The 12,842-nt window shown below is 43.7% G+C and carries 9 protein-coding genes and 4 tRNA genes; 2 read left to right on the top strand and 11 right to left on the bottom strand.

Going from position 1 to position 12,842, the window contains the following annotated elements; genetic code table 11:
- Window positions 1-100: 100 nt before the first annotated feature.
- The gene (locus K5Q73_RS20945) at window positions 101-1,471 is read left to right on the top strand and encodes a Gfo/Idh/MocA family protein (protein ID WP_220762980.1); all 1,371 of its coding nucleotides are present in this window, start codon (window positions 101-103) and stop codon (window positions 1,469-1,471) included.
- Window positions 1,472-1,605: 134 nt separating this feature from the next.
- Here K5Q73_RS20945 and sstT read toward each other — a convergent pair whose 3' ends face one another.
- The 7 genes from sstT to K5Q73_RS20910 form a co-directional block, all read right to left on the bottom strand.
- Window positions 1,606-2,829 (bottom strand): serine/threonine transporter SstT, encoded by a 1,224-nt coding sequence (sstT, locus tag K5Q73_RS20940; RefSeq protein WP_220762982.1) that lies wholly within the window; start codon window positions 2,827-2,829, stop codon window positions 1,606-1,608.
- Between the two features lie 180 nt (window positions 2,830-3,009).
- On the bottom strand, window positions 3,010-3,936 hold the full coding sequence (locus K5Q73_RS20935; protein ID WP_220762984.1) for a chemotaxis protein: 927 nt from the start codon (window positions 3,934-3,936) through the stop codon (window positions 3,010-3,012).
- Between the two features lie 66 nt (window positions 3,937-4,002).
- Window positions 4,003-5,547 (bottom strand): phospholipase D family protein, encoded by a 1,545-nt coding sequence (locus tag K5Q73_RS20930; protein WP_220762986.1) that lies wholly within the window; start codon window positions 5,545-5,547, stop codon window positions 4,003-4,005.
- A gap of 26 nt (window positions 5,548-5,573) precedes the next feature.
- On the bottom strand, window positions 5,574-6,044 hold the full coding sequence (locus tag K5Q73_RS20925) for a dual specificity protein phosphatase family protein (protein WP_220762988.1): 471 nt from the start codon (window positions 6,042-6,044) through the stop codon (window positions 5,574-5,576).
- A gap of 225 nt (window positions 6,045-6,269) precedes the next feature.
- On the bottom strand, window positions 6,270-7,598 hold the full coding sequence (locus K5Q73_RS20920; protein WP_220762990.1) for a DEAD/DEAH box helicase: 1,329 nt from the start codon (window positions 7,596-7,598) through the stop codon (window positions 6,270-6,272).
- A 144-nt stretch (window positions 7,599-7,742) separates the two neighbouring features.
- Window positions 7,743-8,291: a methylated-DNA--[protein]-cysteine S-methyltransferase gene (locus K5Q73_RS20915; RefSeq protein WP_220762992.1), complete on the bottom strand. Its 549-nt coding sequence runs from the start codon at window positions 8,289-8,291 to the stop codon at window positions 7,743-7,745.
- The gene (locus K5Q73_RS20910) at window positions 8,291-9,778 is read right to left on the bottom strand and encodes an Ada metal-binding domain-containing protein (protein ID WP_220762995.1); all 1,488 of its coding nucleotides are present in this window, start codon (window positions 9,776-9,778) and stop codon (window positions 8,291-8,293) included. Before K5Q73_RS20910 ends, K5Q73_RS20915 begins: the two co-directional genes overlap by 1 nt.
- Before the next feature lie 187 nt (window positions 9,779-9,965).
- On the opposite strand from K5Q73_RS20910, the gene K5Q73_RS20905 reads away from it, so the two are divergent.
- Window positions 9,966-11,795, top strand: coding sequence for an ABC transporter ATP-binding protein (locus tag K5Q73_RS20905; RefSeq protein ID WP_220762997.1), 1,830 nt, complete (start codon window positions 9,966-9,968; stop codon window positions 11,793-11,795).
- Window positions 11,796-12,313: 518 nt separating this feature from the next.
- Here the strand turns inward: K5Q73_RS20905 and K5Q73_RS20900 are convergent.
- From K5Q73_RS20900 to K5Q73_RS20885, 4 genes are all read right to left on the bottom strand, one after another.
- Window positions 12,314-12,389, bottom strand: a tRNA-Ala gene (locus tag K5Q73_RS20900).
- Window positions 12,390-12,435: 46 nt separating this feature from the next.
- A tRNA-Glu gene (locus K5Q73_RS20895) sits at window positions 12,436-12,511 on the bottom strand.
- An 89-nt stretch (window positions 12,512-12,600) separates the two neighbouring features.
- Window positions 12,601-12,676 (bottom strand) — tRNA-Glu (locus K5Q73_RS20890).
- Between the two features lie 75 nt (window positions 12,677-12,751).
- Window positions 12,752-12,827, bottom strand: a tRNA-Glu gene (locus K5Q73_RS20885).
- Between the last annotated feature and the right edge of the window lie 15 nt (window positions 12,828-12,842).

The following is a 12,842-nucleotide window of genomic DNA, read 5'->3' as shown; positions in this document are numbered from 1 at the left end:
GCGTTACATATTGATATACTTATTTTTAACCTTTTATATACCGAATTTGATATAACTCTTGAGATAAATCCTATTCTAATAAAATCACTCAGGACGCTAGATGAAACTTAATCGCCGACATTTTTTAAAAACAGCTGGTCTCTCAGCTGCGGGGCTCCTCACCTCACAACTTCCAATATCATCTGCTGAAGCTGTTCCAACAAAGCCTGCAGCAGGAGCATCCGTCATGGGTCTAGTCGTCCCCAAAATAGATACTGTTAGAGTGGGTTTTATTGGTGTAGGCCAGCGAGGTTCGGGCCATGTGAAGCATTTTTGTCATTTAGAAGGGGTTGAGATCAAGGCCATTTGCGATACTGACGCCCAGGTCCTAGATAAATCTATTGAATTTGTTATAGCGCAAGGGCTACCTAAGCCCGCTCGATACACTGGCAGCGAACAGGCGTATAAAGATTTACTTAATCGCGATGACATCGATATTGTGATTATATCCACGCCTTGGGAATGGCATGCACCAATGGCGATTGACACAATGGAGAGTGGCAAGCACGCCTTTGTCGAAGTGCCTCTAGCTCTTACTGTTGAAGAATGCTGGCAAATAGTCGATACCGCCGAGCGAACCCAGAAGAACTGTATGATGATGGAGAACGTCAACTACGGTCGCGATGAGTTAATGGTACTGAATATGGTACGTCAGGGATTATTTGGCGAACTGCTGCATGGCGAAGCAGCTTACATTCATGAACTTCGTTGGCAGATGAAAGAAATTGACAGTAAAACAGGGTCTTGGCGCACATACTGGCACACTAAACGCAATGGCAACCTGTATCCCACACACGGCTTGGGCCCTGTGTCCCAGTATATGAATATTAATCGCGGCGATAGGTTTGATTACTTAACCTCAATGAGCTCCCCTGCCCTTGGCCGTGCCTTATACGCAGAGCGTGAATTCCCTGACGATCATGAACGCAATCAGCTCAACTATATTAATGGCGACATGAATACCACCCTTATAAAAACAGTGAAGGGCCGCTCTATCATGGTTCAGCACGATACTACGACTCCACGCCCTTATAGTCGCCATAATCTTATCCAAGGCACTAATGGCGTGTTTGCAGGCTTTCCTAACCGCATCGCTATTGAACAGGCTGGCTCTGCAAGTTACCACAAGTGGGATAGGGATATGGCAAAATGGTATGCCAAGTATGATCATCCACTTTGGCAACGAATGGGGCAAGAAGCTGAGCGAAATGGTGGCCATGGCGGCATGGACTTTTTAATGCTGTGGCGCATGGTGTATTGCTTAAGAAATGCCGAACCATTAGATCAAGACGTGTATGACGGTGCAGCTTGGTCTGTTGTGAATATTCTCAGCGAAGCGTCAGTAAATAACCGTAGTAACTCGGTTAACTTCCCGGATTTTACCCGCGGCGCATGGAAATCGGGGAAACCACTAGGCCTTATTGGCGCATAAGCCTGCAGAGTTTGCTGTTTAAAAAAAACGTGAATATCTTGCTGTGATTGTCCTGTACTAATAAATTAGCAAACAAAAAGCCCGCTCACTAAGTGAACGGGCTTTCATGATTAATATTGACTAGCTTCGCAGTACTAAGCGTTTTCTTTTCTTTCTGCCGCTTCACAAGCGGCAGCAGTAAAGATCACGTCTGTAGAGCTGTTAAGACCAGTTTCTGCCGAATCTTGGATGACACCAATGATAAAGCCAACTGCAACAACCTGCATGGCGACATCATTTGAAATACCGAACAGACTACATGCTAATGGGATAAGTAGTAGTGAACCGCCAGCAACACCCGATGCACCACAAGCAGAAACACCCGCTACAACACTGAGCAAAATAGCGGTTAGAATATCCACTTGAATACCCATAGAGTTTGCTGCAGCAAGCGTTAGGATAGTAATCGTAATCGCCGCGCCGCCCATGTTGATAGTTGCACCTAGTGGGATAGAAACTGAATAGGTATCTTCATGTAACTTTAACTTTTCACATAATGCCATATTCACAGGAATATTCGCAGCACTCGAGCGAGTAAAGAAGGCTGTAACACCACTTTCACGTAGACAAGTAAACACTAATGGATACGGGTTACGGCGTATTTTAAAGTATACAATCGCAGGGTTAATAATCAGCGCCATAATCGCCATCGCACCAAGCAGTACCAGTAGCAAGTGCATATAACCCGCTATTGCGCTAAAGCCTGTACTAGCAAATGTTGATGATACTAAACCGAAAATACCAATAGGTGCTAAACGGATAATAAAGCGCACCATTTGAGAAATACCATGGCTTACATCGGCAAATACTTGCTTAGTTGAATCAGTAGCATGATGTAGCGCTAAACCTAGACCCACACCCCAAGCCAAAATACCAATGTAGTTACCTGTCATTACCGCATTAACTGGGTTATCAACCAACTGGAACAACAGTGTATGGATCACTTCACCAATGCCTTCTGGCGGACTAGCCTGAGCGGCATCTAGCGTTAACGCTAGTGTGGTCGGAAAGGCAAAACTCATCAATACAGCCGTGACTGCCGCCGAAAAGGTACCAAATAGATAAAGGATCACAATTGGACGCATATTGGTTTTAGCATTTTTCTTTTGGTTAGCAATTGATGCAGCTACCAAGATAAACACTAAAATCGGTGCGATTGCTTTTAAGGCGCCAACAAAAAGCTGACCTAAGAATGCAACACTTTCAGCGCCGGATTTTGATACGGTAGCTAAAATAACACCAGCGATAATACCTACGAGAATTTGTAACACTAAACTGCCGTCTGCCAATCGGGCAAACAAAGATGGTTTTTGATTCATTTCTTAACCTGTCGTTATTATAGTATGTAACCATTCTATTTAAGCTCACCATTAGGCGAACCTTAAATAAAATTAATCTCCCTTCGACACAGTTTGTATCGGATGTGGCAACTATTGTCTACCTTTACCAGACAAATAAGCTCAGTTATTACTCACAGTTAACATACTGCTAATAAGGCCCTAAACATTAGTCGTTACTGTTGCTTTTTCTGCCCCTCTTAACATGGCTTCGATCAGCTCGTGAGCATCAAACTTAGTGAGTGCCTCATTGGCACCTACTTGATGAGCTTGGCTGACACTTATTTCACTGGACAGCGAAGTGTGTAAAATAATATATGCCGAGGCAATTGCGGAATTGTTCTTAACTTCGAAGGCTAGCTCATAGCCATCAAGTCCTGGCATTTCGATATCGCTGACCAGAATATCAATGGCATGGTTATCACGCTCAGCTTGCTCCATTATCAATAAGGCCTCCTTGCCATCGGCAGTAACCTGATAAGGAATGTTGATACTATCTAATGCATCACTCAGCTGTTTACGAGCCACTTTAGAGTCATCAACCAGTAAAATATTGAGCGGCTTTAAATATTCACGCTGCACATCTGTCAAAATAGCTCGGGTGGTTTCAGGGCTGGCCGGAAAGACTTTAGATAGCAGTAATTCTACATCCAGTAACTGCACCAACTTACCATCAATTTTTGTCACCCCAGTAAGGTAAGCATTCTTACCTAAATTACTCGGTGGCTTCTCAATATCACGCCAATTGCACTCAATAATCTTATCGATTGAACGTACAAGAAAGCCAATAACCATTCGTTGACAATCAGTAATGATAATATAGCTATCTTTCAATTCTTCGTTGCTAATCGGTCGATACCCGACTGCGGCAGCCATATCGACGATAGGGATCGTAGTGCCACGTATGTTGGCCGCACCTAAAATCGTTGAGTGAGAATGAGGGATCACACTCAATGGCGAATAAGGAACCAACTCGCGTATTTTCAAGGTGCCCAGTGCAAATAACTGTGTCAGAGACAGCTGAAATAAGAGTAAACCTTGTGACTGGCTTGCCTTACTCTTCGCTTTGTTAGTGCTTATTGCATTCATTGCTATTAGGCCGTTAAGATCTTAATCATTGCGATAAACTCTAACCTAATCAATCTAAGCAAACAATTAAAGCTGCGATTCAATGGGTAATAATGCGATGCAATCGACTAGAAACTTTCGCCACAGACCGGCATCGGGCTCGGTGTAAATTTTTCGTTGACTAAAATCATCGAACCAGACGATTTCGCCCTGCTCTAGCTCTAAACGATAGGTATTTTTTGCTAAGCTTGCTTCAATCGCGTCTACCACACCTGTTGCAAGCTCTTGGTTATCTATAATCAACCCCATCTCAGTATTTAGCCATGCAGAGCGAGGATCGAAATTAAAGGAACCGACAAAAAGTGATAGCCTATCAGTGACAAAGGTTTTCGCATGTAGGCTACTTTTGGAGCTGCCGCTCCAACTGCTAGTTTTCTTCTGTTTGGGATTAGCTTTCACTTCATAAATTTTTACACCAGCCTCTAGTAACGCCTGCCGATATTGCCTATAACCAGCATGAACAGCCAATACATCGGTAGCAGCTAAGCTATTAGTCAATATGGTAATATCAATCCCTGCTCGTGCAGATTCGACAATACTTTTTGTACCTGCTCTAGTGGGAACAAAGTAAGGCGATACAATTAACACCTCGTCTTTTGCCCGCTCCAAATACTCCCCAAGATCAGAAAGAATACTGTCTTCATTCGACTGGTGATTCTGCTTATCGGGTTGATCATAAATCAGTCTTGCTGGCCCCCAGAACCAATGCAGAGAATGATTCTCCATTTGGCTTATCAGCTGGCTATTTAGCAAACGGGCGACATACGGATTGGACTGATAATCTGCTTTTTCTGACTCAACCAAAGCCATGGCATCGGCAATATCATTAGCCGTCACACTGTGGGAGCTTAGCGCATTAATCTCTACGGTTAATGGTGCATTCCAGTAGAGATCAAACTGTTTAGAAACCTCATTTACGCCACTACCGATCGCCATTAAATCAAAATCGCCAAATTCAACATTGATATCATTTGAGAAGTACTCATTACCGATATTACGCCCGCCAACTACGCTAATGGTATTATCGACCGTTAACGATTTATTGTGCATACGATGATTCAATCTGGAAAAGCCAGCAACAAAGGCAATATTACGGAAATATCTCTCAAACGAGGGGTTATATAAGCGCACCTGGATATTTTCATGTTCATCCAGCATTACTAGGGCTTTATCTGCATTTTTAGCCGCCATATCATCGAGTAAAATGCGGACTCTAACTCCGCGGTCGGCAGCCTCGATTAAATGCCAAGTGAGCAGTTTACCCGCGTCATCTCCACGATAGATATAATACTGTAGATCGATACTGGCTGTAGCGGCATTCACTAAAGCGAGACGTGCGATAAAGGCATCAATACCGTCCGCTAGTGGCAGCACGCCAGTTTGTTCGGGATGCGCCTCAACATCGGTTTGAACATATTGAACCAATGGCCATTCAGTTTGAGCGGTTAACTTAGTGGTAATGGGTTTATCTGGGTAGATAGGAGAAGATTGGCAGCCAAATAGTGCACCGATGGCTGCCCAAAGAAAGAAGCTTCTTAAAAAGAAAAGTGACTGCAATCCTTTTGCATTCATTGTTTTATTCTATTGCTGGATCTTAATTACTCTTGTAGCGCATAAAGCACATCAAATGCAAACTGATCCCAACCTTCAGAACTAAATGCAATATCACGTATGGCTCTAACTTGGCTCACTGCGTGGAGTGGAGCCGCACCATTATCCATTAAATAGTAAGCCATAATCAGCCCCGTTCTATCTTTGCCTGAACGACAATGGATTAAAACTGTTTTGTCTTGCTGTTCACATTGCCTAATAAACGCCAGCGCTTTGGGGACTTGTTCAGTACAAAGTGCTAAGTCTTCTTCCTTCGGCGGAATGTTGCTAGAAAACGGCACACAGAGATAATCTAGACCTAAATCAGTTATCTCTTCAACATTACACTCTTCACCATGATTAACCGATAAAATAGCATCAATGCCAGACGCCTTAATTTGTGCGAGATCCCAAGAGTCTTTATTTGGGCCACTGCGTCCTGCAATTTGCCCCTCAACTAACCAGAATAGGTGCTGCATAGTGTTTCCTAGGTAAAAATGTATTTTAAGAGACGATAAATCGACAAGGGCATACCTAATGCCGAAATACTGCGCTATCGCTTTATCTCTCTAGATGACCATCAGTGATTAAAAACTAGTGTTCCCCCGCAAAAACACCGTTACAGATGTTAAAAAGGGCTCAATATGAGCCCTTTAATATTGCGCGACATGATGAAAAGTGCCACACGCTGTAATACCTTCAATTTAAGACTTCTTGCCCCAAAGCTCAGCATTGGCTTTCGGTAATTTATTACGATGCTTTTTCCCCGTGCCAGCTGGCTTCGCCATCGGCTTAACGTCACGTGATGGACAGTCTTCCGGCGCTTCAAGGTCGGCTTCAAAGCCTGGGATCTGCTCTCGTTCTAATCGCAGCTTATTTTTCTTCTCGATCAATTTGAAGTGCTGATATTCATCGTGTGAAATCAAGCTCATCGCAATACCTGCTTCACCTGCACGACCACTACGGCCAATACGGTGCATGTAGTCTGCTGGGCTTCGTGGCAGTTCAAAGTTGATCACAATAGGCAGCTTTTCAATATCAATACCGCGAGCTGCAATATCGGTGGCAATAAGCACACTGATCTCGCCTGACTTAAAACCGTCTAGAACACGGTTACGTGCGCCCTGACCTTTGTCGCTATGGAATACTTCAGCGGTAATACCGGCATTTTCTAACTTTTGCGCTAAACGATTACAACTATACTTTGAACTGGCAAAGATAAGCACTTGTTGCCACTGATTGTCTTTAATCAATTGTGCAAGCAAAGCCGTTTTACGATTACGATTAACGGTGATAACACGCTGAACCAAAGTGCTTTCTTCGCTACTTTGTAACTGTATTTCTACAGGGTTATTCAATAGCGAATCGGTAAGCTCGCGCACTTCTTCTGGGAAGGTGGCTGAGAACAACAAGGTTTGTTTAGCTTTTGGTAACTTAGCTAACAGCGCGTTCAGCTCTTCAGTAAAACCAAGGCTCAACATGCGATCAGCTTCATCCAACACTAATGTGGTGGTTTTATCCAGTTTAAGGGCGTTACTTGAAATAAGATCGATTAATCGACCTGGTGTAGCCACAACAATGTCGGCCCCGCCACGTAAGCTTTGCATTTGCACATTAGTCGACACACCACCATAAACCGCAAGGGTTTTTAGGTTAGGTTTAATCAACTGCGAATAGCGCATAAAGCTATCGCTAACTTGCTGTGCTAGCTCACGAGTAGGCACTAACACCAAACAAGAGACAAAGTTACTGCCCGCTTTACGAGTTGATGCCTTAGCAAGCTTTTGAATAATAGGTAGAGCGAAAGCAGCGGTTTTACCCGAACCCGTTTTAGCGCCACCAAGCACATCTTTTCCATCTAAAACTGCCGGAATAATATGTGACTGAATTGGCGTAGGCTTTGTATAACTCAGCAGTTTAAGCGTTTCAAGCAACTCAGGGATTAGCCCTAGTTGGGTAAAGTCACTGTGAGCTGATGAGCTCGCTACAGTTTGCGTTGCTACTTGGTCGGTTGAAGATACTGGCTGAGTCATAATTTACGGGTAAACGCCTAATCAAAAATAAGGCGCTTATTCTACGCTAATATCCGTTTAAAAGCTTACTTTTCTTAGTTAGCTGCTTGAGGGATCTAACCGGGTCTTAAAAGTCTTGTTTAATGGGAAAACAAACCAGTTAAGCTAAACTGATAAGCCCTCAAGGCTGAGCAGCTTTTGTTTTAAATCTAGCCCGTAAGCATAACCTGTTAAGGTTCCATTTTTACCTATTACTCTATGGCAAGGCACAATTATCGCGATAGGGTTAGCGCCGTTTGCCGTGCCGACAGCTCTAACCGCCTTAGGTCTATCAATTTTGTTCGCTATCTCGCCGTAGCTGCAGCTTTGGCCATGCTCAAGCTCTGTCAACGCTTGCCACACTTGCTTTTGAAACTCGGTGCCTTTCGGTGCTAGTGGTACCTCAAAATGCGCTCGCTTTTGCGCAAAATATTCCATTAGCTCCTGTTGTGCTTGGGCTAAATGTTGCTCAGCAAGAGTCACCTCCTGCTTATCGACAATAACTTTACGGTTATCGATGATCTGTTGATTATCAATTTCGCGAGTCTGCCACTCATCCTCAGGTGCTGGAATAAAATTAAGGTGTGTAAGACCCTGAGCATTGGCGCAAAGGGAAAGCTTTCCATAGCTTGATTGAAAGTTAAGTTTCGCGATGGGTTTAGTGTTATTAATCATCAAAGGTTCCACAGTTGAAAAGTTAAATAGCTACCCCACGGGGCGATTTGCTTTGCCATTGACTCGGTTATTTCAGTGTAATTATCACTGTCCAATCCTTGCTCCGCATATAAGGCGAGAATTCTTTTTTTAACAACCAGATCGCCACATAACAATACATCCGGATCGCTCAAGCCGCGCATTTTAGCGTAGGCAACCGTCCATGGACCAATGCCTTTAATTGTCAACCAATCTGCTAAATCAGCATCTGGATTTTCCGTTACAAATTGAGCGAGTCCATTAAGTGCTTTCTTTCTCGCTCCGGGCATTTTTAGCTCACTTAACTCTGCAGTAGCAATCACTGCAGGTGTTGGAAATAGCTTAACCCTTCTACCACCCACCATGCGCTCCTCACCGTAGGCGAGCACTAACTGATTGAGTAATTTTGATGCTTGCACAATACTCACCTGTTGCCCAAGTACTGCGCGGCAGCCTGCTTCAAATGTAGACCACACACCGGGTAGTCTTAAACCTGTTCGCATTAGGCTGCTGATGGGCGTTAACTCAAGTAATGCTTTATCTATTTGTGCAATATTGGCGTTGAGATCTAACACTCTGCGGATCCCATTTATAATCAAGCCAAGCTGTGGCAGTGCGCTGTCATCTTCTAATACAATTTCAACATTAAATAGGTTCGCTACACTATCGAGCTTGGCGGTGAAGTAACCACTTACCTCATTAATGATAAAGGTGCGCCCATAACTAGATTCATCATCTAGCCATTCCATATTTTGTACCGCTCGGACTTGGTAAAAGTGATGCTGCTGAGACCAACTTAAGGGCGGCCTAAAACTAAGCTGTAAGTTCAGTGTAATGCGCCCTTTCTTTTCAAGCGACTCTGTTTTGTTTTCTAGGCTTGTAACCGATGCGCGTTTACGTAAATCGCTAGGCGTGAGTTGCAATACTTGTTGGAACACTTCGTTAAAACGGCGAATGCTATTAAAGCCAGCAGCGAACGCCACTTGAGTAATGCTGAGCTTAGTTTGATGTAATAGTTGCTTCGCCAGCATCAGTTGCTGATATTGAGCGTAGGATTTAACTGATGTTCCGAGTTTATCTTGAAACAGCTTCCTTAAGTAACGACTGCTAATACCCAATCGGCTCGCTAAGGTTTCAACACTTAGGCCGTCTTGACCTGAGATTAGGCCACTATCAATCATGGCTTTCGCTCTATCTAGCGTGGTTTGTGTGCCCTTCCATGCATAAGATTGCGGTGCACTATCTGGCCGACAACGAAGACACGGCCGTAAACCTGCATTTGCTGCCTGTAACGCTGTATCGAAATATCTTACGTTTTGCTCTTTTGGGCTAACCGCAGGACAAATTGGTCGACAATAGATTTTAGTCGTTAATACGCCAGTAAAAAATTGGCCATCAAAACGTGGATCGCGAGCAAGCCTTGCTTTACGACAAGCTTGGATATCTATCTGACACTGATGCTCTACCATTCTTAGCCTCGAGAACTAGATTATTACCAACAATAGTACGCAACAAGCTCATCGTGAACTAGCGGAAAACGGAACTGAATATAAAGAATATTTAGTTACAGTGCATTGTGTACACTTAATCTCAGTAATCCTATATGCTATCGATTCATTAGAGTTTTCTAACTTTTATATAAAACTGAGTAAAAACATGTTCAAACGATTTGAGTCTTGGGTCGATCCGCTGCCTAGCGAAGAACCACAGCAACCGCCAAAAGGGATCTACGCGTTTTGCCGTCACTATACCCGTGGTTTTGAAGTACCGCTGGTTATTATGTCAATTCTTACAGCACTACTCGCGATCCTTGAAGTATCGCTTTTCGGCTTTATGGGCGATCTAGTCGATTTGCTGGTTAAACATGATCCTCAAACTTTATTTGAGCAAGAAGGTGCACGCTTACTCACAATGACGGTGTTGGTTTTAGTGGTGATCCCATTAGTAACCTTATTGCATGCACTGATTGTCTACCAAGGATTGCTGGGCAACTACCCAATGTCTATCCGCTGGTTAGCCCATCGTTACCTACTAAAGCAGAGCGTTTCATTCTATCAAAATGACTTTGCTGGCCGCGTTGCTACAAAGGTGATGCAAACTTCACTAGCAGTTAGAGAAACGGTGACCAAACTGCTGGATGTGTTGGTCTATATCCTGGTTTACTTCACCTCTATGGTGGTGATGATTGCCAAGGCTGACATCAGACTAATGATCCCAATGCTTATTTGGTTAGCTGTTTATGTGGGCTTGCAGTGGCGCTTTTTACCTCAACTTAAAAAGGTATCTACCGAACAAGCTGATGCGCGCTCGACAATGACTGGCCGTATTGTTGATAGTTACACTAACATTGCTACCGTGAAGCTGTTTTCACACACCCAGAAAGAAGCTGAATACGCTAAAGGCAGTATGCGCACCTTTTTAGAAACCGTGTATAAACAGATGCGTTTAGTCACCTGGATTAATGTCAGTGTGCAAGTTATCAATTACATACTTGCTTTCTCTATTGCTGCAGTATCAATTTGGCTATGGCAAAGTGACGCTATTACCGTTGGTGCAATTGCGATTGCGATAAGTCTGGCTCTAAGGCTTAACGGCATGTCGCAGTGGATCATGTGGGAGATCAGCTCACTATTTGAAAACATCGGCACTGTTGCTGATGGCATGAATACTCTATCTAAACCAACCGATATTAATGATATCGATAATGCACCAGCGCTTAGCGTGACCAAAGGCCAAATCGATTTTAATAATGTCAGCTTTCACTATGGTGAAAATACCGGTGTTATCGATGAGCTTAACTTGAATATTAAGCCCGGTGAGAAAGTGGGGTTAGTCGGCCGCTCCGGCGCAGGCAAGTCAACCTTGGTGAATCTATTAATGCGCTTTCATGATGTTGAGTCAGGTAATATTGCTATCGATAAGCAAAATATTACTCAAGTGACGCAAGACTCTCTGCGCGCTCATATCGGCATGGTGACCCAAGATACTTCGCTGCTACATCGCTCAATTCGTGACAATATTCTTTATGGTAATCCAGATGCCAGTGATGAAGAGCTGGACGCTGCGATAAGAAACTCACAGGCTTATGAGTTTATTCAGACGCTAAGCGACCCTGAGGGCAATATAGGGCTCGATGCTCAAGTCGGCGAACGTGGAGTTAAACTCTCTGGAGGACAACGACAACGTATTGCTATTGCACGAGTATTACTTAAGAACGCACCGATTCTGCTACTCGATGAAGCCACATCAGCACTAGATTCAGAAGTAGAAGCCGCGATTCAAGAAAGTTTATACCAGCTTATGCAAGGCAAAACGGTCATTGCTATCGCGCATCGATTATCAACTATTGCAGCAATGGACAGATTGATTGTTATAGATGAAGGAAAAATCGTTGAGCAAGGTACGCACCAGGATCTAATTAGCTCTGGCGGGATCTACGCACAGCTTTGGGCCCACCAAACTGGCGGCTTCCTCGGCGTAGATTAGCATTGATTAAGTGTTGCTTAGCCTCGTGCTATAGCAAAGTATCTTCAAATAATGCAGTTAGATAAAAGCCATCGCAATGATGGCTTTTTAGATCAGTACGATAACCCCTGCTCATAACGCTACAGATCTACTTTGGCCTTTTAATCTAATCCCTTAGATACAGCAGTTGCTTTTAATATTACTCAATTTCTTCGCAGATATTCCTAGCCTAATCACACATTTGTTTATTCTGCCGAAATTCAAAACTGAATAATCAAAAGATCACAACCTACGCTAACAGTGAAAGTGAGCTAACGTTTACAGCAGACTTCCCTTCCTCTAAGCCCAGTTATAAATTAAAGCACATAAGCTCTCCACTTCAATTCAACAAGAATTAAAGAAATTGCTAAATGGATGCCGAGAGTCTCTAAAGTAAAGGTTGTTATAGCGATTGATTTACGAGTAAAGCTGCCAAATTTTAAACATAAAAAAACCACCCAAAGGTGGTTTAATTACTTACTAATTTAGAATCAGTAAAATGGTGGAGCCTAGCGGGATCGAACCGCTGACCTCAACACTGCCAGTGTTGCGCTCTCCCAGCTGAGCTAAGGCCCCATTTCGGGTATAGATTCATGTTATTACTAACACAAATTTAAAATAGTGGTATCCCCAAGGGGATTCGAACCCCTGTTACCGCCGTGAAAGGGCGGTGTCCTAGGCCTCTAGACGATGGGGACCCGGACTGCGTTAGACTCTGCAAAGAGTGAATACTCATCAAGTTCTGTAGGCTAAAACTTAACGCTTTGCTCTTTTCGAAAAAAGAAAGTGGTATCCCCAAGGGGATTCGAACCCCTGTTACCGCCGTGAAAGGGCGGTGTCCTAGGCCTCTAGACGATGGGGACCCGGACTGCATTAGACTCTGCAAAGAGTGAATACTCATCAAGTTCTGTAGGCTAAAACTTAACGCTTTAAATAAGTGGTATCCCCAAGGGGATTCGAACCCCTGTTACCGCCGTGAAAGGGCGGTGTCCTAGGCCTCTAGACGATGGGGACCCGGACTGCATTAGA

This window comes from Shewanella sp. MBTL60-112-B2, assembly GCF_019655055.1.
In the GTDB taxonomy this organism is placed as follows: Bacteria; Pseudomonadota; Gammaproteobacteria; order Enterobacterales; family Shewanellaceae; genus Shewanella.
Note: the sequence above shows the minus strand (reverse complement) of the source record. Positions and strands in the feature narration are given on the sequence as shown.

Excerpts from the sequence above, each read along its gene's own strand:
- K5Q73_RS20905 (WP_220762997.1), top strand. The coding sequence starts at position 9,966 with ATGTTCAAACGATTTGAGTCTTGGGTCGATCCGCTGCCTAGCGAAGAA.
- K5Q73_RS20935 (WP_220762984.1), bottom strand. The coding sequence starts at position 3,936 with ATGAATGCAATAAGCACTAACAAAGCGAAGAGTAAGGCAAGCCAGTCA.
- K5Q73_RS20920 (WP_220762990.1), bottom strand. The coding sequence starts at position 7,598 with ATGACTCAGCCAGTATCTTCAACCGACCAAGTAGCAACGCAAACTGTA.
- sstT (WP_220762982.1), bottom strand. The coding sequence starts at position 2,829 with ATGAATCAAAAACCATCTTTGTTTGCCCGATTGGCAGACGGCAGTTTA.
- K5Q73_RS20915 (WP_220762992.1), bottom strand. The coding sequence starts at position 8,291 with ATGATTAATAACACTAAACCCATCGCGAAACTTAACTTTCAATCAAGC.
- K5Q73_RS20925 (WP_220762988.1), bottom strand. The coding sequence starts at position 6,044 with ATGCAGCACCTATTCTGGTTAGTTGAGGGGCAAATTGCAGGACGCAGT.
- K5Q73_RS20910 (WP_220762995.1), bottom strand. The coding sequence starts at position 9,778 with ATGGTAGAGCATCAGTGTCAGATAGATATCCAAGCTTGTCGTAAAGCA.
- K5Q73_RS20930 (WP_220762986.1), bottom strand. The coding sequence starts at position 5,547 with ATGAATGCAAAAGGATTGCAGTCACTTTTCTTTTTAAGAAGCTTCTTT.
- K5Q73_RS20945 (WP_220762980.1), top strand. The coding sequence starts at position 101 with ATGAAACTTAATCGCCGACATTTTTTAAAAACAGCTGGTCTCTCAGCT.